Below are 23688 nucleotides of genomic sequence, written 5' to 3'. Positions count from 1 at the left end.
TTCGACCACGTCGATCGATATGGGATGGGGCTGTGCCAGCGACGGAGCAAGCCTTTCCGGTGAGTGCGCGGGGCCGCCGGACGATGAGCAAGCTGGTCGATGCGGCCGCTGTGGTGTTCGGGCGCAAGGGCTTCCTGGACACCAAGATCACCGACATCACGACCGAGGCCGGCGTCGCCAACGGGAGCTTCTACACCTACTTCGAGTCGAAGGAGGCGATCTTCCGCGCGGTCATCGACGAGGTGAACGAGCGGATGTTCACGAAGTCCCGGGTGCCCGCCGAAGCCGGCTCCAGCGCCTACCAGCGCATCGAGCACGCCACGCGGGCCTACGTGCGGGCCTACCGCGAGGAGGCCAGCCTGCTGATGATCCTGGAGCAGGTCGCGAGCTTCAGCCCGGAGTTCCGGGAGATGCGGCGGGAGACGCGGAAGGTCTTCCGCGCCCGCACCGAGCGCGGCATCCGCCGCTTCCAGGAGTCGGGCCTGGTCTCGCCGAGCCTGCCGGCGGACTACGCCGCGGCCGCGCTGACGTCGATGGTCAGCAACTTCTGTTACATGTGGCTGGTCCTGGACGAGGACTACGACGAGGAGACGGCCATCCTCACGCTGAGCCGGCTCTGGGCTCAGGCGCTGGGCATCGAGGTCGAACTGCGCGACCCCGAGCCCAACGCCTCCTAGGGATTCCTCCCGCACCGCGGCACCGCCCGCCCGGAGTTCAGCCGAGAATCCGGGCGGGGTTGGTCACGAGCATCGTGTGGATCTGCTCGGGCGTCACGCCCCGCTGCAGCAGCGCGGGCAGGACGTCCTCGTGCAGATGGTTGTAGTGCCAGTTCGGCAGCAGGCGGGCCTTGTCGGCGACGTCGAAGTTGTGCGTGAAGCACGACGCGTCGTGCGACAGCACCATCTGGTCGGCATAGCCCAGCGCGCAGAGGTCGGCGACGGTCTGCACCCGCGCCTCGAACGGCAGCATGAGGTCCAGTCCGAAGCGGTCCATGCCGATGAAGGACCCGGCGTCCATGAGTGAGCGCAGATAGTCGAGGTCGGTCGTGTCACCGCTGTGGCCGATCACCACGCGTTCGAGGTCCACCCCCTCCTTGCGGAAGACCGCCTGCTGGTCGGTGCCGCGCCGGGTGCCGGCGTGGGTGTGGGTGGAGATCGGTGCCCCGGTCTCGCGGTGCGCCAGCGCCGCGGCCCGCAGCACCCGTTCGACACCGGGGGTCAGGCCGCTCTCGTCGGTGGCGCACTTGATGATGCCCGCGCGGATGCCGGTGTCCGCGATCCCGGTCGTGAGGTCCCTGATGAAGAACTCGGTCAGCAGCTCCGGGCCGTCGATCAGCTTGCCGGGGCCGCGGAACTTGAAGAACATCGGGACGTCGTCGTAGGTGTAGAGGCCGGTGGCGACCACGATGTTCACGCGGACCTCCCGGGCGACCTCGGCCACCCGCGCCACGTCGCGGCCCAGGCCGATCACGGTGAGGTCGACGATGGTCCGCACGCCGAGCTCGTAGGCGCGCTCCAGCTTCTGGACGGCGTCGGCCCGGCGGGCCGCCTCGTCCCAGCGGCCCGGGTAGTTGCGCTCGACCTCGGTGTCGAGCACGAAGACATGTTCGTGCATCAGCGTCTGGCCGAGCTCACCCGAGTCGACGGGGCCGCGGATGGTGGGGACGGTGCTCATGGACGGCGCTCCTGTCAGGCGAAGGCGGGGAGGGTGCTGGAGCCGAGCTCGGCGATGGTTCGTTCCAGCCCGGGCGCGGCCAGGGTCTGCGCGGGCACCAGGACCCGGTCGACGCCGAGATCCTGCAGGAACCGGAGGGCATCGTGGTCCCCGAGCCGGCCGGGGTCCTTCGTCCACCGGGCCGTGATCTCCAGGCGGCCGTCGCGTCCGGACGCTTCGAACTCCGTGCGGGCGAAGTCGACCAGCGGCGCCACCGCCTCGCGGTCGTAGCCGCCCGGGAAGAACCCGTCGCCGATGCGGCCGGCCCGGCGCGCGGCCACCTTGGTCGAACCGCCGATGTGGATCGGCACCGAGCCCCGGGGCGGTGAGGGCTCGCAGTGGACGAGCTCGAAGGAGAAGAACCTTCCGCGGTACGTGCGGGGACCCGGCCGCCACAGCTCGCGCATCACGGCGATCGACTCGTCCATCACCGCGCCGCGCTGGTCGAAGTCGGCGCCCAGGGCCTCGAACTCCTCCCGGAGCCAGCCCACCCCGACGCCGATCTCGACGCGACCCCGGCTGAGCCGGTCGAGGGTCGCGATCTCCTTCGCCGTGATCAACGGGTTGCGCTGCGGGACGGTGATGATCCCGGTGCCGAGGTGCAGCCGCGTGGTCGCGGCCGCGACGAACGCCATCCAGATCAGGGGGTCGGTGAGCGGCAGGTCGTGGCCGAACCAGAAGCGGCCGTCGGGCGTCTCGGGGTACCGCGGCTCGTAGACCTCCGGGATGATCACGTGCTCGACGGTCCAGAGGGACTCGAAGCCGGCCTCTTCGGCCCGGCGCGCGAGATCGAGTGCGCGCTCTGGCTCGGCGAACTCGCCGACGTTGCAGTGGCTGATGCCGAATTTCATGCTTCGCTCCCGGCCTCGGATTATGTCTGGCACCACTTGACTCTGGCGCCAAGTTCAACTTAGCTGTGACTGCCACCACACTGTCAAGGCTTTCGGCTCGACCAGAAGGAGGGGACGTGCGAGATCCGCTCGGGCGACCACGCGACCGCAACGGACCGCATGGGGGCCTGGATGCGCTCTTCCACCCGCGAGCGGTCGCCGTCCTCGGCGCCTCCGGCCGGGAGGCGAACCCGTTCGCCCGCCCCCTGCACTACCTGGCGCAGTTCGGGTTCACCGGCGAGCTCTACCCGGTCAACCCCGGATACGCGGAGCTCGCCGGCCGGCGATGCTACCCCTCGCTGGCCGAGCTGCCCGGCCCGGTCGACCTGGTGCTGATGCTGATTCCGGCGGCGCGGGTGCTGCAGGAGCTGCCCGCGGTCGCCGCGGCGGGTGCGCGCGCCGCCGTCGTCTTCGCCTCCGGCTTCGGGGAGTTGCGGGAGGGCCAGGCGCTGCAGGCCCAGCTGCGGGAGACCGCGCACAGCCTGGGCGTGCGGTTGCTCGGCCCCAACTGCCAGGGCGTGGTGCACACCGGCGAGGCCATGTTCGCAACGTTCACCGCCGCCCTCGAGTCCGGCCCGGTCGCGGCCGGCGGCCTGGCCTACGTCGGGCAGAGCGGCGCGGTCGGCGGCTCGATCCTCAGCCTGGCCCGCGAGCGCGGCCTCGGCATCGCGGCCTGGGCGAGCACCGGCAACCAGGTCGACCTCACCGCGGTCGAGCTCGGCCGCTACCTGCTGGAGGAGGACGAGGTCCGGGTCCTCTCCATGTACCTCGAGGCCGCGGTGGACGACGACGACTTCCGCGAGCTCGCGCGAAGGGCCGTCGAGCTGGACAAGAAGCTGATCGTCCTGCGCTCCGCGGTCAGCGCCGCCGGTGCCCGCGCCGCGGCCTCGCACACTGGCGCGATCGTCGGCGACGACGCCGGCTACCGGGTGACGGTCCGCGAGTTCGGCGTGGTCGAGGCCGAGGACGTCGACGACTTCGTGGCGCTCGCGCACGGCCTGACCCTCTCCCCGCCGATCGCCGGCGAGCGGGTCGCCATCGTCACCACCTCGGGCGGAGCCGGCAGCCTCGCCGCGGACCAGCTCTCGGCCGCCGGCTTCGCCGTCGACGACCTCCCCGAGCCGACCCGGGCCGAGCTGCGCGGCCTGGTGCCCAGCTTCGGTGCCGTCGACAACCCGGTCGACGTCACGGCGCAGATCTTCCGCGACAGCGACCCCTCGGACTTCGTGGACGTCTGCGACCGGGTGTACCGCTCGGACGGGATCGACGCCGTGATGATCACGCTCACGCTCGTCACCGGCACGCTGGCCACCCGCATGGCCGAGTCGTTCGTGAAGACCTGGCGCGACCTGGCCAAGCCCATGGTCCTGGTCTGGATGGCGGCCCGCGAGCAGACCGCCGAGGCGCGCGACATCCTGCGGGACGCGGGCTGGCCGATCTTCGACTCGACCCGCCAGGCGGCACGGGTGCTGTCCGCGCTGCGCCGCCCGGCCGCGACGGAGCACGGCTTCACCGCGCCGGAGTTCCCGGTCGCCGAGATCCAGCGGGCGATGGCCGGGACCGGTGCGGTGGTCACCGAGTCCGAGGGGGACGCGCTGCTCGGGCTCGCCGGGATCGCCCGGCCCTCCTCGGTCCTGGTGCGTTCGGTGGACGAGGCGCGGGCGCTCGCCGCCGAGGTCGCCGGGCCGAGTGTGCTGAAGATCCAGGCGAGCGGCGTGCTGCACAAGTCCGAGCGCGGCGGCGTGCGCCTGGCCGTCCCGGCGGATCAGCTCGTGGCGACCTACCGCGACCTGATGACGGCGTTCGCGGCCGAGCAGCCCGCGGGCGTGCTGGTCCAGCATATGGCGCCGGCGGGCGTGGAGCTGATCGTGGGTGTGACCCGTTCCGCGGGCGGCCTGCCGATCGTCACCGTGGGCCTGGGCGGGTACGCCACCGAGATCTACCGGGACGCGGTCTCGGCGTTCGCCCCGGTGTCCCCGCAGCGGGCCGAGCAGATGGTGCGCTCGCTGACCGCCGCCCCGCTGCTGACCGGTTTCCGCGGCAGTCCTCCGGTCGACCTGTCCGACACCGCACAGGCCATCTCCCGGATCAGTCTCCTGGCGGTCGCGGCCGGCGGGCGCCTGAGCGACCTGGAGGTGAACCCGCTGCGGGTGACCCCCGACGGCCGGGCGATCGCCCTGGACTTCCTGCTGCTCAACCGGCCGGACCCCGCGCACGTTCCATCCAACGGACCCCGTGAAGGAGAAGCCCGATGACCCCCTCGGTCACCTATGAGCGGCACGGCAACGTCGCGCTCGTGACCATCTCCAACCCGGCGATCAAGAACGCGCTGACCATGGACATGGCCCAGCAGCTGGCGGATTGCTGCGAGCGGATCGACCGGGACGACACGCTCGGGGCGGCGGTGATCCGGGGCGACGGCGGGACGTTCTGCTCGGGAGCGGACACGAACTCGTGGCGGGACTCCTACGCCGAGGACGCCGTGAGCGACCGCGCGTACGCCGAGACGGACCAGATGTACGGCTCATTCGTCCGGGTAGGACAGCTGCGGGTCCCCACGGTCGCCGCGGTGCGCGGCGCCGCCGTCGGCGCGGGGCTCAACCTGGCGCTCGCCACCGACCTTCGGATCGTGTCCCGCGACGCGCGGCTCATGGCCGGATTCCTGCGCGCGGGCATCCACCCGGGCGGCGGCTTCTTCACGATCCTGAGCCGGCTGGCCGGCCGGGAGGCCGCCGCCGGCATGGGCTTGTTCAGCGACGAGATCGACGGCGACCGGGCCCGCGAACTCGGCCTGGCCTGGCGATCGGTGCCGGACGACGAGGTCGAGTCCACGGCACTGGAGCTCGCCGGGCGCATCGCCGCCGACCCGCTCCTGGCGACGCGGGTCGTGCGCTCGTTCCGGCTCGAGACCTCCGACCAGCGGCTTCCGTGGCCGGTCGCCCTGGAGCTCGAACGCGGGGTCCAGCTCTGGACGCAGAACCGCCGGCTCAAGCGCCTGGCGGCCGCCGAGCACACCGAGGCGGGCACGTCATGATCGATTTTACGGCCTCCCGGCTGACGGAGGCGGAGATGACGCTCCGCGACGAGGTGCGTGCGTTCATCGCCGCCGCGCGGCGGGAGAACCGCTTCTCGGTCGGCCTGGGCATCAACGCGGAGGCGAACACCGAGTTCAGCCGCGAGGTCGCCCGTCGCGGCTGGGTCGGGATGGTGGTGCCCAAGGAGTACGGCGGCCCGGGCCGCAGCGCGGTCGACCGCTTCGTGGTGGCCGAGGAGATGCTGGCCGCCGGGGCCCCGATCAGCGCCCACTGGGTCGGCGACCGGCAGACCGCGCAGATCATTCTGCGGTTCGGAACCGAGGAGCAGAAGCGGCGGTTCCTGCCCGCGATCGTCCAGGGCGACGTCTGGTTCTGCCTGGGCATGAGCGAGCCCGGCAGCGGCTCGGACCTCGCGTCCGTGCGCACCCGGGCCACCCGGACGGACGGTGGCTGGCTGCTGAACGGGCAGAAGGTGTGGACCTCGGGCGCGCACTACGCGGACTTCGCCGTGACCCTCTGCCGGACCTCGGCCGAGGGCAAGCACGCCGGGCTCAGCCAGCTCATCGTCGACCTGCGGGCCGACGGCGTCACCATCCGCCCGATCCACCTGCTCAACGGCTTCCACCACTTCAACGAGGTCTACTTCGACGACGTCTTCGTCCCCGACGACATGGTGCTGGGCGAGATCGGTGACGGGTGGCTCCAGGTCACGTCCGAGCTGGCGCACGAGCGGTCCGGCCCCGACCGGTTCATGTCGGTGGTCCCGGTGCTGGAACTGGTCTACGCGGCCCTGGCCGAGACCAGCCCGCCGGAGGAGACGGAGCACCTCATCGGGCTGGTCACCGCGCGCTACTGGACCCTGCGCAACCTGTCGCTGTCCATCGCCCGGGCCCTCGACCGGGGCGAGACCCCCGCCGTGGAGGCGGCCCTCGTCAAGGACATCAGCACGCAGTTCGAGAACGAGGTCGTCGAGATCCTGCGCAGGCTCGTGCCGGACGAGCTCGATCCCTCGGCCGGAGGGCTGCGGTCCCTGCTCGCGGACGCCGTGGTGACGGCCCCGACCTTCACGCTGCGCGGCGGCACCAACGAGGTGCTGCGCACCGTCATCGCCAAGCACCTGGCCCGCTCGTCGAGGAGTGACTGATGTCGGAGACGTCCGAGATGCTCGACCAGGCGCTCGCCGCCATCCTCACCCGGTCCGGCTCGGGGCCCGCGCAGCGGGGCGCGCCGTGGCCGCAGGCCACCTGGTCGGCCGTGGAGGCCAGCGGATTCGCCTACCTCGACCTCGACGAGCACGGCATCGGGCTGGAGGAGGCGGTCCGCATCGCGATCTGCGTCGGCCGGCACGCCGTCGCGATACCCCTGGTCGAGACCGCCGGCCTGGTGTCCTGGCTGCTGGCCCGGTCCGGCCTGCAGCGCCCGGAGGGCCTGACCCTCAGCGCCGTGTCGCATCCCCTGGACGACCTCCGGGTGACGCCGCTGCCCGGCGGTGACGCCGAGGTCTCCGGGACGCTGCACCGGGTCCCGTGGGGACGCAGGGCGGAGCACCTGATGGCGGTGGCGGACTTCGGCGGGACTCCGCGCACGGTGCTGCTGCCGCGCCCGGCCGAGGTCCGGGCCGGGGAGAACCTGGCCGGGGAGCCCCGCGACACCGTGCTGTTCGACCGGCAGCGGCTGCCCGCCGCGGCGATCGCGCAGGGCGCCGGGCCGTCGCCCACGGAGCTGCGCGCCCGCGGCGTCCTGCTGCGTGCCGCGTCCGCCGCCGGCGCGATGCAGCGGGTCCTCGCCGTGGTGGTGGCCTACGCCGACACCCGCGAGCAGTTCGGCAAGCCGATCCGGACGTTCCAGGCGGTGCAGCACCACATGGTCGACGTGGCCGAGGCCGCGGCCGCCACGATGCTCGCGGTCAACGCCGCGGTGCTGGCCGATCCGGGGGAGCGGCTGCTGGCCGCCGCCTCCGCGGGCGTGACCGCCAAGGAGGACACCCGCAGGCTGAACCGGTCGGCCCACCAGGTCCTCGGCGCGATCGGCGTGACCGGCGAGCACGAGCTGCCGGCCTTCACCACGCGGCTGTGGAGCTGGCAGGCGGAGTTCGGCAGCAGCCGGGACTGGTCGGTCTTCATCGGCCGTGCGGCGCTGAACAAGAGCCTGCCAAGCCTCTGGAGCCTGATCTCCTCGACCGAGGAGGCCCACGCCGGGCGCGCCCTGGGCGAGGCGGTCCCGTGGTAGAGCACCGATCCGATCTCCTGGTCGACGTCGGCGCCGACGGCGTCGCCGTCGTCCGCCTGAACCGACCCGAACGCCGCAACGCCCTGAGCCGCGGGCTGCTGAGCGACATCACGGCCGCCTTCACCGACCTCGACCGGCGTCGCGACGTCCGGGTGGTGGTGCTGCGCGGCACTGGTGGGCAGGCGTTCTCCGTCGGCGCCGATCTCAAGGAGATGCACGACCGGGACACGGCCGAGCACCTGCCCTACGAGCCGATGCGCGAAGCCACCCGCAACCCGTACGAGACGGTGCTGGAGTGCCGCAAGCCGACCATCGCGGTCCTGGAAGGCTGGGTCGTCGGCGGCGGGCTCGAGCTGGCGATGGCGTGCGACCTGCGGGTCGCCGCGGACACCGCGCGGTTCCTGATGCCCGAGTCCAAGGTGGGCCTCGGCGCCAACTTCGGCAGTCAGATGCTGCCGCGGCTGGTGCCCGCGGGCTTCGCCTTCGAGGTGCTGTACCTCGCCGAGCCGTTCGACGCCGCCACCGCCCTGCGGATGGGGCTGCTCAACCGGGTCACGCCGCCCGAGGAGCTCGACGCGACGGTGGACGCCCTGGCCGCGACCCTCGTGTCCCGGGCACCGATCACCCTGCAGCGGTACAAGGCGATGGTCCACCTCGGCTCGTCGCTGCCGATCGCCACCGCGCTGCGCCTGGACCCCGGTCCCAGCCCCTACCTGAGCGAGGACCGCGCGGAGGGCACCGCAGCCTTCAGCCAGAAGCGAGCTCCCCAGTGGTCCGGCCGCTGAACGCACGGATCGCGACACCCCGCAACACCCCGGTTCCACTGCTGTGAAGGGAACAGCCATGAAGACACCCCAACGGTTCCGCGCCATACCCCGCACCGCCGCCATGGCCATGGCCGTGGCCGCCAGTCTCGTCCTCGCCGCCTGCGGGGGCGGCTCCTCGGGCAGCGGCAAGGGCGGCGGCGACATCAAGGTCGGCGTGATCGCCGCGCTGACCGGCATCGCCGCGCCCTACGGCGTCCAGAGCGTGAACTCGTTCCAGATGGGCGTCGCCGATCTCAACGCCGCCGGCGGGATCAACGGGCGCAAGGTCACGGTGGAGGTGCTCGACAACCGCTCGAAGCCCGAAGAGGTGCCCGCGCTGATGCGCCGGCTCGTGTCCGGCGGTGCGAACGTCATCGTCGGCGCGTCGTCCAGCCCGGTCACCGTCACCGCGGCGCAGACCGCCGACCAGCTCAAGGTGCCGCTGATCGTGCCGATGGAGGCGGCCGACAGCATCATCGGCACCGGGCGCAAGTACGTCTTCAAGCTGGCCCCCTCGATCCTCGCCGACAACGGCTGGGCGGCGCAGTCGGTCCGTGCCGTGATGCAGGGCGCGCAGAAGAAGGGCGAGACGCCGAAGACGGCGATGCTGATCTACGCCAGCGCCGGGGCCTACCCCGACGCCGAGAAGGCGTGGACCGGCACCTTCCAGAAGGAGTACCCGGGCGTGAAGGTGCTCGACTCCATCTCCTACGACGAGGCCACGACGACGGACTTCGCCCCGCTGGTCAGCCAGGCCAAGAACGCGAACCCCGACATCCTGCTGTTCGGCGGCAACCCGCAGGGCGTGTTCCTGTTCTATCCGGCGCTCGCCCGTTCCGGCTGGAAGCCCAAGGCGACCGTCGGCGTGCTGGGCGGGAACACCAACGCGCAGTTCATCCCGACGGTCGGTGCGATCTCGGACGGCGACGTCGCCGGCAACTACTGGACCTCGCTGCTCAAGTCCGCCGACGGTGCCAAGCACACGCCGCAGAGCTACTCCGAGGACTACAAGGCCAAGTACAACGGGCAGACGCCCGACGGGGTCGGCGCCTACTACTACGCCTCGGTCGGTGTGCTGGCGGACGCCCTCGCCTCGGCGAGCAACCCGGACGACAAGGAGTCGATCACGTCGGCCCTGCGGTCGGTGGACATCTCCGGCATCAACGGCGACAAGCACGGGCTGTGGATCATCAGCCACGGCGTGAAGTTCGACGCCAAGGGCACGAACGAGCGGGCGACCGGCCTGGTCACCCAGATCCAGGGCGGCAAGTACGTCCCGGTGTTCCCGGCGGACGCGGCCGCGAGCGCGACCGTCTACCCGAGGCCGTAGGCGGATCGGGGGACCATGATGAAGACGGCCCTGTCGGTCGAAGGATTCAGTGTCTGGCGCGGACGGTCGCAGATCGTGCGGTCCGTCGACCTCGAGGTCGGCCAGGGTGAGCTCGTCTGTCTGCTCGGCTCCAACGGAGCGGGCAAGACGACCCTCACCGAGGGGCTGCTCGGCATCATCCCCGCCCGCGCCGGCAAGCTGGAGTTCGACGGTCGCCCGATCGCCGGCCTCCGGCCCTGGCACCGGGTGCGGGCGGGACTCGTCCTGGTCCCGCAGGAGCGTTCGCTGTTCGTCGGCATGACGGTCGAGGAGAACCTCCTCGTCGGCGCGGGACCGCGGGCCAAGGCGGGCCCCTTCGACCTGGCGGCCATGTACGAGCTGTTCCCGCGCCTGAAGGATCGGGCCGGCCAGCTCGCGGGGACCCTGAGCGGTGGCGAGCGCAGCATGCTCGCCATCGCCAGGGGTCTCATGCTCCAGCCCCGCACGCTCGTGCTCGACGAGCCCTCGCTGGGCCTGGCCCCGGTGATCGTGCAGATCATCATGAAGACGATCGGCGAGATCAACGCCGCCGGTGTCGGCGTGCTGCTGATCGAGCAGAACGTCCACCAGGCCCTCGCGCTGGCCTCCCGCGGCTACGTGCTGGAGGGCGGAACGATCGTCGCGGCCGGCACCGCGGAGTCGCTGCTCGCCTCCAGCCTGCTGGAGAGCGGATATCTCGGAACCACGACCAGCACACGAGAGGAGGCCAGGTGATGGCCGTTGTCCAGATCGCCGTTACCGGGGTGCTCCAGGGGCTGATCTACGCCCTGATCGGGCTCGGCCTCTACCTGATATTCAACGTCATGCGCGTGGTGAACTTCGCCCATGGCTACTTCGTCCTGATCGGCATGTACGGTGTGCTGTCGCTCAAGCCCAGTTCGCTCGCCGACTTCGTCGTGGCCCTGCTCTTCGTCGCCGCGATCGGGGCCGCCTTCGGCTATCTCGTCGAGCGCTTCCTCATCGAGTCGACCCTCGACAAGTCCGGCCACGCGCAGCTGGTGATCACCCTCAGCATCGGCGTGGCCCTGCAGTACGTCTTCCAGGTGCTCTTTCCCGAGCCGTACCAGACCATCCGCAACCCCTGGCCGATGGAGGCCATCAACACCCTCGGCATCACGATCAGCTTCGCCCGGCTGGCGGCCGGAACCGTCAGCCTCGTCCTGGCCCTCGCCCTGTCGTGGCTGATCTACCGCACGCGCCTGGGCGTCTACATGCGGGCGTGTGCCGAGAGCCTGCACGGTGCCATGCTGGTCGGCGTCAACGTCCGCCGGGTGTACCGCTCGACCTTCGCGCTCGGCGCGGCCGCCGCGGCGGTGGCCGGCGGGCTGCTGATCCCGTTCCAGCCGGTGTCGCCCCTGTACGGCCTGGAGCTGACGGTCAAGGCCTTCATCGTCGTCGTGGTCGGCGGCAGCGGGGCGCTGTGGGGGACGGTGACGGCAGGCATCCTGCTCGGGGTGGCCGAGGCGGCCAGCAGCGTCTACGTCAGCGGCTCGCTGGCCTCGTCGGTGATCTACGGCGTCTTCCTGCTGGTCATCCTGTTCCGCCCGCAGGGCCTGGCCCGGAAGCGGGTGGCCCGGACATGAGATCCCTGCGTGCACTCGTCTCCACCCCGCTGAACCGGGCGAACACCCTCGTCGTGGCCGTCGCGCTCGTCGTGGCGGTGACCTTCCCGCTGTTCGCCGACGAGCCGATGATCGGTGTCGGCTTCGTCGCCCTGGTCTTCGCGATGCGCAACCTCACCTGGAACATCGCCGGCGGCTTCACCGGGCTGCTGTCGCTCGCGCACGCCAGCGCCTTCGGCATCGGCGCGTTCTCGGTCGCGGTGCTGACCTGGGGCCACGGCATCAACATCTGGCTGGCGATCGCCGTGGGCATCCTGCTCTCGGCGGTCATCGGCGCGGCGGTCAGCCTGGTCATGAGCCGGTTCGGCGTCAACGCGCTGTTCTTCACGCTCGGGACCCTGGCCCTGGCGGTCGCCATCTCCGGCATCGCGGCCACGTGGAGCGTCACGGGCGGCGTGAACGGCCTGCAGAACCTCACCACGGAAGAGGGCCTGCTGCACCTGCAGTGGTTCACGGACGCCGCTCCGTTGTACTACGTCGCCCTCGTCGTCCTCGTGCTCCTCACCGGCGGGGTGGCGTGGATGACGCGCCGCACCCGCTTCGGCCGTTCGCTGCCGTTCATCCGCGAGGATCCGGTGCTCGCCGCGAGCATGGGCGTCGCGGTGATCCGCAACCAGGCGATCGCCATGGGTATCAGCATGGGGCTGACCGCGATTCCGGGTGCGCTCATCGCGCAGTACACGAACTTCGTCAGCTACGACTCCGTGCTGTCGGTGGAGGTCGGCGTCGCGATGCTCGTGGGTGCGATCATCGGCGGCTCGGCCACGCTGGCCGGGCCGATCGTGGCCGGGATCGGCATCGCGGTGCTCGAGGAGCTGCTGCGCATGTTCGCGGTGTCCAGCTCCAACGTCTCCAGCTACACCCAGATCGCGTACGCCATCTGCGTCATTCTGATCCTGCGGTTCGGCGGTTCGGGCATCGTCGCGCTGTGGAACCGGTTGATCGTCCGCCTGTTCGGCACGGGCCGGGCGCACGACCCGGAGTCCGAGACCCCGTCCGGCCGGTCGACGCCCGACCGTGCCCCGGCCCCCGAGGTGGTGAGCGAGCATGCTTGAGGTCCGGGCGATCGCCAAGAACTTCGGCGGTCTCAAGGTGCTGCAGGACGTCTCCTTCACGGCCGGGCCCGGGATGGTGACCGCCCTGATCGGTCCCAACGGCGCGGGCAAGTCGACGCTGGTGAACCTGATCGCCGGCGTGCTGCGCCCGACGAACGGGACGGTGCTGCTGGACGGCGGCGACATCACCGGGATGTCGCCGGCGAAGGTGTTCGAGGCGGGCGTCGCCCGGACCTTCCAGGTGTCGGGGAACGTGGCCGAGCTCAACGTCTTCGAGTGCGTCGCGCTGGCGGCCTACCGGCGCGCCCGCGGCTACCGGGAGGCGAACCGGCTGGCTCGCGAGCAGCTCGAGCGGTTCGGCCTCTGGCAGTACCGGTGCGAGGCGATCGGGGACATCCCGTCGGCGATGGTCCGGATCGTCGACTTCGCCCGGGGCCTGGTGTCCCAGCCGAAGGTGCTGCTGCTCGACGAGGTGATGGCCGGCCTGACCCCGCACGAGGTGGACATCGTCATCGAGCGCGTGCGGGAGTGCCGCGCGGAAGGCATCGCCATCGTGATGATCGAGCACGTGATGCAGGCGGTGAACGCGCTCGCGGACAAGGCCGTGGTGCTCAACCACGGCCGGATCGTCACCGAGGGGGCCCTGGCCGAGGTGACCGCCCACCCCGACGTTCGTGAGGCGTACCTGGGCGCCGCGTGACCCGCGACCCGCGCCCCGTGACCCGCGGGTCACGGGGCGCGGGTCACGGGTCACGCTGCCGCGCAAGCGAATGGGGTCGGGCGTGCTGTTGCGCGACCCGGCCGGCCGGGTGCGGCGGTGAGCCGCTCGCGTGCGGCCGGTCAGGCGCGCAGGCCCGCCTCGCGCAGCAGGGCTTCCCGCTGCGGCTCGGGCAGCCGGTCCACGTACAGCACCCCGTTGAGGTGGTCGGTCTCGTGCTGCAGGCAGCGGGCGAAGTAGCCGGTGCCGGTGACCGTGATCGGGTTGCCGTCCCGGTCCTGCCCGGTGACGGTCGCGACCGCCGCCCGCGGCAGCGCTCCGCGCGGGCCGGGCACGGACAGGCAGCCCTCGTCGCCGTCGGCCGGCTCCGACAGCGGCTGCAGCACCGGGTTCACGATGTGCCCGACCTGCCGCACGTCGTCGGCGTCCGGGCAGTCGTAGACGAACACCTGCCGGTCGACGCCGATCTGGTTGGCCGCGAGCCCCACGCCGCGCGCCGCGTACATCGAGGCGAACATGTCGTCGATGAGCTCCCGCAGCTCGTCGTCGAACACGGTCACGTCGGCGCAGCGGCGGTGCAGGACAGGGTCGCCGTAGGACACGATCGGGCGGGCGGTCGGCATTGATCAACCGTACCGCGCGCCCGGCCTCGCTCACGGCCGCGCCCGGTCACGGGAGCACGGTCACCGGCCGGCGGCCGCAGCGCACGAGTCGCACCGTGACCGACCCGGCGATGCGGTGCGGGGCGCCGGCCGAGCGGCCCGCGACGACCGCCGTCCGCCTGGGATACGGCGCTCGGCGGCGTCGCGGATCACACGGGAAAGCATAACGCCAGAATATAAGTACATGATATAAAAGTGGTGTGTCCAAGATCCTTGACGGGGTGGCGCTCGCCAGCAGCCTCGAGCGGGTCGTCTCGCTCCTGCGGCGGCTGGCCCCCTCGGACCAGGTGTCGCTGACGAAGGCCGCCACGCTGCGGACGCTCGACGTCCACGGCCCGTGCCGCATCTCCGAGCTCGCGGCCCGCGAGGGCATCACGCAGCCGGCCATGACCCAGCTCGTCTCCCGGCTGGAGCAGGACGGCTACGCCGAGCGCCGCTCCTGGGCCGACGACGCCCGGGTCGTGATGGTGCACCTCACCCCCGACGGCGCCGACGTGCTGCGGCACCGCCGCGACACCCGGGCCCGGCTCCTGGCCGACCTCGCCGATCGCCTCGGCGACGAGGACCGCGCCGCGCTCGCCGCCGCCCTGCCCGCCTTGGACCGGCTCGTCACCACATATCAGACCCTCCCCGGGAGCACCTCGGTATGAATCAGCACACTCCGGCGGCCAGCCCGTTCCGCCAGCCGAAGGCGGTGTGGGCCGTCGCGTTCGCCTGCGTCGTGTCGTTCATGGGCATCGGCCTCGTCGACCCGATCCTGCCCGCGCTGTCGACCAAGCTGCACGCCTCGCCCAGCCAGGTGTCGCTGCTGTTCACCAGCTACCTGCTCGTGACCGCGGTCGCGATGCTCATCACTAACATGGTGTCCAGCCGCATCGGCCCGAAGCGGACCCTCATCGCCGGCCTCGTGATCATCGTCGTGTTCGCGGGCCTCGCGGGCACCTCGGACTCGATCGGCGGCATCGTCGGCTTCCGTGCCGGCTGGGGCCTGGGCAATGCGCTGTTCATCGCCACCTCGCTGGCCGTCATCGTCGCGTCCGCGAGCGGCGGCTTCGGCGGGGCGATCATCCTCTACGAGACGGCGCTGGGCGTCGGCATCGCGGTCGGCCCGCTGCTCGGCGGCACGCTCGGCGGGATCAGCTGGCGCGGCCCGTTCTACGGCGTGAGCGTGCTGATGTTCATCGCGCTCCTCGCGACCATCTTCCTGGTGCCCAAGACGCCGAAGCCGGCCGAGCGCACCTCCGTCGCGGCCCCGCTCGCCGCGCTGCGCCACCGCGGGCTGCTCATCATGAGCCTGACCGCCGTGCTGTACAACTGGGGCTTCTTCACCATGCTCGGCTACGCCCCCTACCCGATGCACCTCAACGAGCACAAGCTCGGCCTCGTCTTCACCGGCTGGGGCCTGCTCGTCGCGATCTTCAGCGTCGCCGTCGCCCCGCGGCTGCAGCGACGCTTCGGCACGGCCAAGACGCTGTACGCCAACCTCTTCCTGCTCGGCGTCGTGATGACCGTCATCGCCGCGTTCACCGACTCGCCCGCGACGGTCATCGTCGCGGTCATCGTGTGCGGCGCCTTCATCGGCATCAACAACACCCTGACCACCCAGGCGGTCATGACGGTGGCCCCGGTGCCGCGGCCGGTCGCCTCCGCCTCCTACGGCTTCGTGCGCTTCATCGGCGGCGGCCTCGCCCCGTTCGTGGCCGGCAAGCTCGCCGACCACTACAACATCCACGTGCCGTTCTACCTCGGCGCCGCGACGTTCGTCCTCGCCATCTTCGTGCTGGCCACCGGCCACCGGATCCTCACCGACGCCGAGAACGCGGCGGCCGGGGCCGGCGAGTCCGAGCCCACCGGCGAGATCATCGCCGTCGGCCGCATCGGCGCGGCCAACGGCAACCGGCCCGTCGTCGTGGCCGTCGACGCCGGGCAGTCCGCGCCCGCCGTCCTCGCCGCCGCGGCCGAGCGCGCCGCCGAGCTGCACGCGCCGCTGGAGCTGCTGCACGTCCACGAGATCGCGGTCGTCGGCGACGAGGCGGTGGATCGGGAGACGTACGAGCAGGCCCGCACCCGGGTCGAGACCCTGCTGGCCGAGCTGGCCACCCGCGGGGTCGCCGCATCCGGGCACGTGCTGCGCAGCGTCGCCGACCACGGCAACGCCGGCAGCCTGATCGCCCGCCACGCCAGGGCCGTCGACGCCCAGCTGGTCGCGATCGGCGGCTCGTCGCACGGCGGCGTCGCCCACCTGCTCGACGGCAGCGCGAGCGAGCGCATCGTCGCGGAGTCGGGCTGTGAGGTGCTGGTCGTCCCGCCGGTCACGCTTGCGGGGTAGTCCTCGCGGCTGGTCGGTGCTCCTCCGTCCGGGGTGCGTATTTCGTGCCCCGGACGGTTTGCGGGTCACTTGTTTCGTTTTACGGTTACTCCATGATGACCGTCGAGTCCCGGCACGACCTCGAACGGGAAGTGACCTGGATCACCGTCGCCGGGGAACTGACCGTCGAACGCAAGCACCGCCTCCGCACGACCATCGGCAAGGCGCTCGTCGCCTGCCCCCGCGCCGTCATCGTCGACCTCAGCGGCTTCGACGACCCGACCGGCACCGCCGCGCCGCTGTTCCACGCGGCCCAGGGACGAGCCCTCCGCGACCACGGCGTGTGCCTGCTGTGGGTGCTGCCGCGCCGGGGCGTGCTGCGCGCCCGGCTCGCCAACCCGTTCTGGCACCGCGTCCTGCGGCTCTACGACACCATCGCCGAGGCCGAGGCGGCCGTCGAGCTCGGCCCGCCGCCCCCGAGCCGGTTCACCGAACTGCTCGAGCCCGACGGCTTCGCCCCGAGCCGCGCCCGCCTGGTCGTCCACGACGCCTGCATGGCCTGGAACCTGCCGCACCTGGCCACCGTCGCGCGCCGGATCGTCTTCGAGCTCGTGCACAACGCCGCGACCCACGCGGCCACCCCGCTCGTCCTGGTCGTCAGCCGGCGCGGCGGCTTCCTGCACCTCTCGGTGCGCGACGGGGACCCTCGGCCTCCGACGGTGCTGCCGAACACCCGTCGCGCGGGCCTGCGCGGCGACGGCCTGCGCATCGTCGAGCGCAACGCCACCGCATGGGGCTGCCTGCGCGGCGCCACCGGCAAGACCGTCTGGGCCGCGCTGTGGCTTCCGCCCGCGTCGCGAGGTTGACCGATATGTTCGGTAGGCCGGGCTGATGGGTATCGGAGTGGTCGGTCAGCAGCCACTCCCAGGGAGCCCCCCATGCCTACCGAGCTGCAAACGCTGGGCCGTCACGCCCGCCCGCTGCACGGCGTCCTCGGCTGGTGGGCCGTGACGAGCTTCGGCCTGCTGAGCGTGCTGGTCGCGACCCTGGCCGCGCTCTGGCCGTCGCCCCTGCGTGCGGTCGGCGCCGCCGTGCTGGGCGCCTGGCTGCTCTTCACCGCCTTCGGCCGGGCCGGCGGCGGTCTGCTCCTGCGCGCCCGCTACGGCGGCCCGCTCCTGCCGCTGGCCGGCCCCGCCCTGCTGGCGCTGGCCGGCGTCATCCTGCTCCGCCTGCCGGCGCGGGACCCGTCCGTCGGCGTCTCGGTGGCCGCCCTGGCGTTCGGCATCGCCGCGGCCGTCGACGGCGCCGCCGCGCAGCCCCTGCCGAGCCTGCCCCGCACCTGCCTGCGCGTGCGCGCGGCGAGCGGCCTGGTCGCCGCCATCGCGGTCGCCGCGGCGCCGGTGGTGGGCCTGATCATCGCCGCGGCCGTCATCGGCGTCGGCGAGCTCGTCCTGGCGGTGCGGCTCATGCCCGAGGCGGAGCGCCTGGCGCAGATGCTGGACCGAACGGAATCCCCGGCGGACGGCGAGCCCCTGCTGGCCCTGGACGACGACTGATCCCGGAAACCGCCAACGGGGCCGCACAGCGCCATCGGCCGGTAGCGGACGCCTCGTCGACGACCGCCTCAGCCGAGGCGTCCACCTCCGGTGTCTTCGTCGAACACGGTGATCTCGACCCGCGCGGAGTTCCGGTGCTGTACCTTCTCATCGAATGGTTGATCACACCAACTCTTGATGATATAAAGAGTTGGTGGACGATGAAACGACGGGAGACGCGTTCTTCCGCCTGTTCGGGGAAACGGCCACCCAGCTCAAGCAGGGATTTGCCCGCTCAATCGGGAGCAGTGCGCAGCGGGTGCAGATCCTTGTCCGCCTGCACCGCCACGGCGAAACCAGCCACAGCGAACTACGTCAAGCGCTCGGCGTCGACGGAGCGAGCATTACGCGGCTGGTCAAGGAGCTCGAACGCGACGGGCTGGTAGTTCGCCGCCTCGACCCGACCGACAACCGCTACACGCTCGCTGCACTCACCCCGGCCGGCACGCGGTTCGCCGGTGACTTGCGGCAGCGGCACCAGAGGTATCAGAAGCGGTTGCTCGACGGCATCAGCGACCAGGATCAGCAACGCGTGCTGCAAGTGCTGGAGCGGCTGCGCGACAACCTCGTACAGGAGGACACGTGACAGACCAGGCGCGGGCAGTGGCGATGGGCATGTACACCGCGTTCAACAACCACGACTATGCTGCGGCACTGGAGATCCTCACCGACGACTTCTACAGTCATCCGCTAGGAACTACCGGGCCACGAAGCATCGTTGAATCCTGGCAGCGATTCCACGACGCGTTCCCCGAAGCCCGCGTCGAGGTCGAGGACATGGTCGTCGACGGCGACAGCGTCGCCACGCGGTTGAGCGTGCATGGGATACCTGACCAGGCACCAATGATGCTCGAGATGTACCGGATCCGCGACGGTCGGATCGCCGAGCTCTGGGCGTTGACGTCACTGCGACGCGACGCCTGAGCCTCCGCCTCGACCGGTGAGAGGACGGGAACCTCCCAGGGCGAAGATCTTCTGAAGTTCCGGAACTCGGCATGATCGCATGCACGCTCATCGGCAGATCCACGCGCCGAACCGCCAGCCGGGCCGTCGCGGTCCTCAGCGCGCGGATTGCGGCTATGTGCGGAGGCCCGATCGGACGCGCCCACGAGCTAGGGCCGTCGTGGAGTGCGGTTCCGCGCGCATCAAGGTGCGATCGTCGCGGGCAGCTCGTACCGTTCGCGGCGTGCATGTGGTGACGCTGGTCTGCGGTGACCCGGGCGGTCCGTGCCCGATGTGCGGCGCCGCGGCGGCATTCCATGTTGCGGAGGCGGTCGAAGCGGGCCGGGTCGTGTGGACGACGACGTCGCGGTGCACCGACTGCGACTACGTCGGCCAGGACCGTGCTACGCCGGCGGTGTTCGACCGCGTTGACGCCGTCGTCCGGCAGACCCTCCTTGCCCGGGTCGGGCTCACCCGGCTTCGCGCGGACCCAGGCCAGAACCGAGACCAACGGCGGCGAACTCTCACGGTGTTCCGTCGGCAGGGAGCAACGATCGCCGAGGTCGCCGACGTGTACGCCGCCCTCACCGGCCCGGGACTTGCCGGAACGCCCGCCGAGATGGCGGTCCTGGCCGGACACCTGACCGCCGAAGGCATCCAGGTGACACTGGAGCACTCCAACGAGGACCACGACGGAATCACGTAACCCTCCGGCCCTTGCGAACAGGCCCAACAACGCACGATCGGCGGAGATACGGATGTCGGCCGGTCGGATGACGCCGGTGCGGTGATGGATGTCTAGGCTGCGTCGGGTGTCGGCTGTGTCGGTGAGGGTTCTGGCCACGGTGCTCGGGGCGGGAGCGTTCGCGGCGGGGGTGCTCGACAGTTTCGTGCTGCAACCGCTGTCGTGGCGGATCGAGCCCTTTGGGCTCGGCGTGGCGCTGGGGTTGTTCGGACTGCTGGTCGCGGTCGGCGGCGCGCCGCTGCTGTTCCTGCTGCTGACCCGGCGCCTACGGCACCCGCCGGCGGCGTTCGGGGCCGGCCCCGACGGCGGGTTCACGGTGGCGACGGCGTCGCGGTATCCGGCCGCGACCGGTGTGCTGCTGCTGATGGCGGCCGGGACGCAGGTGCTGGCCGAGCGGGTGCCGGACACCGACCAGGTCCGGCCGACCGCGTTGTTCGGGTCGGCGTGGGCATCCGGTGCGCTCGTGGTGACGCTGGCCGCCGTCGGCCTGGCGTACATCTGGCTGCTGCGCTACGGCCTGACGCTGACCCCGGACGGCATTACGGTGCACACGACGCTCGGCTCGTGCCGGGTGCCGTGGCCGCAGTTGTGCCCGGACGCCCCGCTGGTGCCGGGACGTCGTGCGCGGACGATGACGGTGCGGTACCGGCGCTCCGACGGCCGGACGCGCACCCTCCGTCTGTCGCCGTCCTACCTGGACGTGGACCCGGTGTTCCTCGGCTCCGTCATCCGTCACTACGCCGAACAGCCCCAGCATCGCGCCCGGATCGGCACCCGCCAGGAGCTCGAACGCCTCCAGGCCGGCTTCGCCGCATGGCACGGCATGCCGTACTACTGGCGGTCGACCCTCACCGCCGCGGAGTCTTGAGGGAGTACACCGCCAGGCACGCTTGAGGCTGGATCCCGTCGACGTTCACGCCGTCTCGTCCGACTCTGGCGCAGGCCGTCCTGCTGCTCGCGGGCGCAAACAAAGTTCGCCCGCCTGCGACCGGCAGATCATGAGGTGATGGCGTGATGACCGACATGCTGCGTGACAGGATCCGCTGCGTGTATCCGGCCCACGAGAACCGTCGAATCGTGGTCAACGAACGAGGTCTGGCGCTCGTCGAGAACGGCGCAGGCGAATGGCTCATCTACGGCGCGGCGGACGGGCCGGTCCACTCCGCCGCCGATCACCTGGCGTGGCTGCTGCCACTGCTCGAAGGTCGGCCGGCCGATGTCGTCGCCACACTGTCCTCGGCCAGCTCCAGGAGCGAGACGCTGCTCTCGCCCTGCTGCGGTTCGCCCTGACCCCGTGGGGCCGCCACTGGCCGGGCCTTGCCCCTCACGTGGCTCGAAGCCGGCTGGCCAAGCACCGGTCTGCTCGATGTGCTCGCCGAGATACGTAGCAATCCGCAGCTGCCCCAGCCGTTACGTCACCGCGCTTTGCGCCCGTGACGGCAGGCCAGGACCGAAGTGTGACTTTCCGACAACGCTCATGCTCGGCGGCGTGACCGGACACCTGGTCGAGGTGCCCCCATGCCAGAGTGTCGAACAAAAGCAGTCACCGAGCGTTAGGAATCCGTCATGTCGTTGAACCTTCGAGCCTCGGTCCGCGCGATCATCCTCGACGAGGACGACCGGGTCCTGCTGTGCCGATTCGTTCCGCCTCACCCGGCGGTTCCGAACGGGGCACACGCCGTCTGGGCTGCTCCAGGCGGCGGCCTAGAACCAGGCGAGGACGGGCTGTCCGCGCTGCGCCGTGAGCTGCGAGAGGAAACCGGCTTGGTCGCCGTCATCGATCCGCCGCACGTCTGGCATCAAGTAGTCGTTGCCGCAGATCATGCGCCCGGCTTCGACGGTATCGTGAACGACTATTTTCTCGTCCGCACCAAGCATTTCGAGCCTCGAGGCGAGTTCACCGCGGACCAACTCGCTGCTGAGCACCTCGCCGCCTTTCGATGGTGGCAGCTCTCGGAGATCGCCAGCTACACCGGACCTGACCTGTTCTCGCCCCGTGACCTTGCCACGCAGCTGACCGAGTTGTTCACGTCCGGCATACCCTCCGATCCGGTCACGCTCGGTCTCTGACGGCGGATCCCGCCACGTCACAGCGGATGCGGCATGAGCCCTGCTCACCACCCTCGCCAAGCAGTTCACCGTCCGTGATGAGCACCGGCCGGCCGACATGCACCGACGGCGGCAGCGGTGCGCACGTGGCGTGGTCCATGATGTTGGTCGTGGAGATCGAGCTCGTCACCGGAGACATCACCGCCGAGCGGGTGGACGCGATCGTCAACGCCGCGAACTCGTCGCTGCTCGGTGGTGGCGGGGTGGACGGTGCGATTCACCGCAGGGGTGGCCCGGCGATCCTGGAGGAGTGCCGGGCCTTGCGGGCGAGCCGGTACGGCCGGGGACTGCCGGTCGGGCAGGCCGTGGCGACGACCGCGGGGCGGCTCCCGGCGCGCTGGGTCGTCCACACCGTCGGGCCGGTGTGGAGCGCCACCGAGGACCGCTCCGCGTTGCTGCGCGACTGCTACCGCAACTCGCTGGGCGTCGCGGCCGGGCTCGGCGCGGCGTCGATCGCGTTTCCGCTGATCTCCTCCGGCGTGTACCGCTGGCCGAAGGAGGACGCCGTCATCCAGGCGTTGACCGTGCTGCGGACGCCGCCGCCGGCCTTTGCGCGCATACGTCTTGTGCTCTTCGACGACGACACCCGCCAGGCCGCCGAACGAGCCAGACTGACGCTGCATGGTCCGCTCACCCCGCCGCTGGCCCAGGACTCCGACGAGCATTGAACGCGGCGGCCGTACACCTCATTCACTGGCCGGGCGGGAAGTCGGCGGCGCGGGCGGCGGCCTCGGACCGGGCGATGTCGCGCATCGTCTCGCGCAGCGCCGACGTCACCCTGTCGTACGCGTCGCTGCCCAGCACCAGCCGGCGCGGCGGCGGGTCCTCGGCCATCGCGGCGATGACCGCGCGGACCCCCCGGACCGGGTCGCCGGGCTGCTTGCCGTCCTGGCCGATCATCTCGGACCGCACGTCGTCCAGCATCCGGCGGTAGGCCGGCACGGTCTCGGTGAGCGGCTCGTGGGCGAACCCGGCAAACGCGTTGGTGCGGAAGGACCCCGGCTCGACCGCCAGGACGCGGATGCCCAGCGGCGCGACCTCCTCGCGCAGGACCGCCGTCGCCGCCTCGACCGCGTGCTTCGCGGCGCTGTAGGCGCCGAATCCGGTCACGGCGCGCAGGCCGGCGAGCGAGGACATGTTGACGATCCAACCGCGGCGCCGCTCGCGCATGCCGGGCAGCACCGCACGGGTCACCGACAGCAGCGCGAAGAAGTTCAGGTCGAACGTGCGGCGTACCGCATCCTCGGGCATGCCCTCGATGGAGCCGTACCATCCGCGCCCGGCGTTGTTGACCAGCACGTCGATCCCGTCGAAGCGCTGCTCGGCCGCGGCCACCGCGGCGCGCACCTGCGCCGTGTCGGTGACGTCCAGCGGCAGGACCAGCACGCGGTCGCCGTGCGGCCGCGCCCATTCCCGCAGCTCCTCGGGGCGCCGCGTGGTCAGCGCCACCCGGTCGCCCGTCTCGAGCGCGGCGTCGGCGTAGGCCATCCCGAAGCCGCCCGGCGTCCCGCCGGTGATGAACCACGTCCTCATGGCTCGATGATGAGCCGGACGATGGAGGAGCCGCGCAGGGTGAACCGGTAGTGCAGGTCGACCACCCCGCCCGGAAAGTCGCCCTCCAGGCGCTGCGTCACGTCATACCGCTCCTCCCCGAGCCGGGTGGCGTGGAGCAGTTCGGTGGTGTACGTGTACTCGGCCGCCGCGCCGGCCAGCCACGCGCGGATCTCGGCGGTGCCGTGGTGGCCGCGGCCGTCGTCGGTCACGACGGCGTCGGGTGCGAACGAGGCGATCGCGCCCTCGACGTCCCGGGCGTCGTGCGCGGCCAGATATGTCATGATCACGGGGGGAAGGTCCATGAGTGCAACGGTGGAGTCTCGCGCAGGGGGAGGG

At 71.3% G+C, this 23688-nt stretch carries 27 protein-coding genes; 22 read left to right on the top strand and 5 right to left on the bottom strand.

Features of this window, described 5'->3' with window-relative positions; genetic code table 11:
- Positions 1-83 precede the first annotated feature (83 nt).
- Entirely contained in the window at positions 84-677 is a 594-nt protein-coding gene (locus ACQP2P_RS26270; protein WP_433605037.1) for a TetR/AcrR family transcriptional regulator, read from the top strand.
- A 37-nt stretch (positions 678-714) separates the two neighbouring features.
- On the opposite strand, the gene ACQP2P_RS26265 is transcribed toward ACQP2P_RS26270, so the two are convergent.
- Positions 715-1674 (bottom strand): phosphotriesterase family protein, encoded by a 960-nt coding sequence (locus ACQP2P_RS26265; RefSeq protein ID WP_433605035.1) that lies wholly within the window; start codon positions 1672-1674, stop codon positions 715-717.
- A 14-nt stretch (positions 1675-1688) separates the two neighbouring features.
- Positions 1689-2564 (bottom strand): LLM class F420-dependent oxidoreductase, encoded by an 876-nt coding sequence (locus ACQP2P_RS26260; RefSeq protein ID WP_433605033.1) that lies wholly within the window; start codon positions 2562-2564, stop codon positions 1689-1691.
- Between the two features lie 116 nt (positions 2565-2680).
- Between ACQP2P_RS26260 and ACQP2P_RS26255 the strand changes: the two genes are divergently transcribed.
- From ACQP2P_RS26255 to ACQP2P_RS26210, 10 genes are all read left to right on the top strand, one after another.
- Complete coding sequence (locus ACQP2P_RS26255; RefSeq protein WP_433605031.1) at positions 2681-4858, top strand: acetate--CoA ligase family protein; 2178 nt, start codon at positions 2681-2683, stop codon at positions 4856-4858.
- On the top strand, positions 4855-5637 hold the full coding sequence (locus ACQP2P_RS26250) for an enoyl-CoA hydratase/isomerase family protein (RefSeq protein WP_433605029.1): 783 nt from the start codon (positions 4855-4857) through the stop codon (positions 5635-5637). The genes ACQP2P_RS26255 and ACQP2P_RS26250 overlap by 4 nt, the downstream gene beginning before the upstream one ends.
- 35 nt (positions 5638-5672) lie before the next feature.
- A complete protein-coding gene (locus ACQP2P_RS26245) occupies positions 5673-6782 on the top strand; it encodes an acyl-CoA dehydrogenase family protein (protein ID WP_433605027.1) in 1110 nt (369 codons plus the stop codon).
- Entirely contained in the window at positions 6782-7867 is a 1086-nt protein-coding gene (locus ACQP2P_RS26240) for an acyl-CoA dehydrogenase family protein (RefSeq protein WP_433605025.1), read from the top strand. Before ACQP2P_RS26245 ends, ACQP2P_RS26240 begins: the two co-directional genes overlap by 1 nt.
- A complete protein-coding gene (locus ACQP2P_RS26235; protein ID WP_433605023.1) occupies positions 7861-8652 on the top strand; it encodes an enoyl-CoA hydratase/isomerase family protein in 792 nt (263 codons plus the stop codon). The genes ACQP2P_RS26240 and ACQP2P_RS26235 overlap by 7 nt, the downstream gene beginning before the upstream one ends.
- Before the next feature lie 58 nt (positions 8653-8710).
- Positions 8711-10003, top strand: a complete 1293-nt coding sequence (locus ACQP2P_RS26230) for an ABC transporter substrate-binding protein (protein ID WP_433605021.1) — start codon at positions 8711-8713, stop codon at positions 10001-10003.
- A 75-nt stretch (positions 10004-10078) separates the two neighbouring features.
- Complete coding sequence (locus tag ACQP2P_RS26225) at positions 10079-10756, top strand: ABC transporter ATP-binding protein (protein ID WP_433605019.1); 678 nt, start codon at positions 10079-10081, stop codon at positions 10754-10756.
- Positions 10756-11625: a branched-chain amino acid ABC transporter permease gene (locus tag ACQP2P_RS26220; RefSeq protein WP_433619274.1), complete on the top strand. Its 870-nt coding sequence runs from the start codon at positions 10756-10758 to the stop codon at positions 11623-11625. The genes ACQP2P_RS26225 and ACQP2P_RS26220 overlap by 1 nt, the downstream gene beginning before the upstream one ends.
- Positions 11622-12719, top strand: a complete 1098-nt coding sequence (locus tag ACQP2P_RS26215; RefSeq protein ID WP_433605017.1) for a branched-chain amino acid ABC transporter permease — start codon at positions 11622-11624, stop codon at positions 12717-12719. The genes ACQP2P_RS26220 and ACQP2P_RS26215 overlap by 4 nt, the downstream gene beginning before the upstream one ends.
- Positions 12712-13419, top strand: a complete 708-nt coding sequence (locus tag ACQP2P_RS26210; RefSeq protein WP_433605015.1) for an ABC transporter ATP-binding protein — start codon at positions 12712-12714, stop codon at positions 13417-13419. Before ACQP2P_RS26215 ends, ACQP2P_RS26210 begins: the two co-directional genes overlap by 8 nt.
- 140 nt (positions 13420-13559) lie before the next feature.
- Here ACQP2P_RS26210 and def read toward each other — a convergent pair whose 3' ends face one another.
- Entirely contained in the window at positions 13560-14060 is a 501-nt protein-coding gene (gene def, locus ACQP2P_RS26205) for a peptide deformylase (protein WP_433605013.1), read from the bottom strand.
- 239 nt (positions 14061-14299) lie between these two features.
- Here def and ACQP2P_RS26200 point away from each other — a divergent pair, with 239 nt between their 5' ends.
- From ACQP2P_RS26200 to ACQP2P_RS26150, 11 genes are all read left to right on the top strand, one after another.
- Positions 14300-14749, top strand: a complete 450-nt coding sequence (locus tag ACQP2P_RS26200) for a MarR family winged helix-turn-helix transcriptional regulator (RefSeq protein WP_433605011.1) — start codon at positions 14300-14302, stop codon at positions 14747-14749.
- Positions 14746-16428 carry an MFS transporter gene (locus tag ACQP2P_RS26195; RefSeq protein ID WP_433605009.1) on the top strand — a complete coding sequence of 561 codons (1683 nt, stop codon included), beginning with the start codon at positions 14746-14748 and terminating at the stop codon, positions 16426-16428. Before ACQP2P_RS26200 ends, ACQP2P_RS26195 begins: the two co-directional genes overlap by 4 nt.
- A 92-nt stretch (positions 16429-16520) precedes the next feature.
- On the top strand, positions 16521-17273 hold the full coding sequence (locus tag ACQP2P_RS26190) for a hypothetical protein (RefSeq protein ID WP_433605007.1): 753 nt from the start codon (positions 16521-16523) through the stop codon (positions 17271-17273).
- Positions 17274-17345: 72 nt separating this feature from the next.
- Positions 17346-17963, top strand: a complete 618-nt coding sequence (locus ACQP2P_RS26185) for a hypothetical protein (RefSeq protein ID WP_433605005.1) — start codon at positions 17346-17348, stop codon at positions 17961-17963.
- Between the two features lie 193 nt (positions 17964-18156).
- Positions 18157-18588 carry a MarR family winged helix-turn-helix transcriptional regulator gene (locus ACQP2P_RS26180; protein ID WP_433605003.1) on the top strand — a complete coding sequence of 144 codons (432 nt, stop codon included), beginning with the start codon at positions 18157-18159 and terminating at the stop codon, positions 18586-18588.
- On the top strand, positions 18585-18926 hold the full coding sequence (locus tag ACQP2P_RS26175) for an ester cyclase (RefSeq protein WP_433605001.1): 342 nt from the start codon (positions 18585-18587) through the stop codon (positions 18924-18926). The genes ACQP2P_RS26180 and ACQP2P_RS26175 overlap by 4 nt, the downstream gene beginning before the upstream one ends.
- A 262-nt stretch (positions 18927-19188) precedes the next feature.
- Positions 19189-19650 (top strand): hypothetical protein, encoded by a 462-nt coding sequence (locus ACQP2P_RS26170; protein WP_433604999.1) that lies wholly within the window; start codon positions 19189-19191, stop codon positions 19648-19650.
- 115 nt (positions 19651-19765) lie between these two features.
- Complete coding sequence (locus tag ACQP2P_RS26165; protein WP_433604997.1) at positions 19766-20557, top strand: hypothetical protein; 792 nt, start codon at positions 19766-19768, stop codon at positions 20555-20557.
- Positions 20558-20703: 146 nt separating this feature from the next.
- Positions 20704-20979, top strand: a complete 276-nt coding sequence (locus ACQP2P_RS26160; RefSeq protein WP_433604995.1) for a hypothetical protein — start codon at positions 20704-20706, stop codon at positions 20977-20979.
- 276 nt (positions 20980-21255) lie between these two features.
- Positions 21256-21759 carry an NUDIX hydrolase gene (locus tag ACQP2P_RS26155; protein ID WP_433604993.1) on the top strand — a complete coding sequence of 168 codons (504 nt, stop codon included), beginning with the start codon at positions 21256-21258 and terminating at the stop codon, positions 21757-21759.
- A 149-nt stretch (positions 21760-21908) separates the two neighbouring features.
- Entirely contained in the window at positions 21909-22466 is a 558-nt protein-coding gene (locus tag ACQP2P_RS26150) for an O-acetyl-ADP-ribose deacetylase (RefSeq protein WP_433604991.1), read from the top strand.
- Between the two features lie 22 nt (positions 22467-22488).
- Here ACQP2P_RS26150 and ACQP2P_RS26145 read toward each other — a convergent pair whose 3' ends face one another.
- Positions 22489-23331, bottom strand: a complete 843-nt coding sequence (locus ACQP2P_RS26145) for an SDR family NAD(P)-dependent oxidoreductase (protein WP_433604989.1) — start codon at positions 23329-23331, stop codon at positions 22489-22491.
- Positions 23328-23654, bottom strand: coding sequence for a nuclear transport factor 2 family protein (locus ACQP2P_RS26140; protein WP_433604987.1), 327 nt, complete (start codon positions 23652-23654; stop codon positions 23328-23330). The genes ACQP2P_RS26145 and ACQP2P_RS26140 overlap by 4 nt, the downstream gene beginning before the upstream one ends.
- Between the last annotated feature and the right edge of the window lie 34 nt (positions 23655-23688).

It is taken from the genome of Dactylosporangium sp. CA-139114 (assembly GCF_050955725.1).
Taxonomy (GTDB): Bacteria; Actinomycetota; Actinomycetes; order Mycobacteriales; family Micromonosporaceae; genus Dactylosporangium.
Note: the sequence above shows the minus strand (reverse complement) of the source record. Positions and strands in the feature narration are given on the sequence as shown.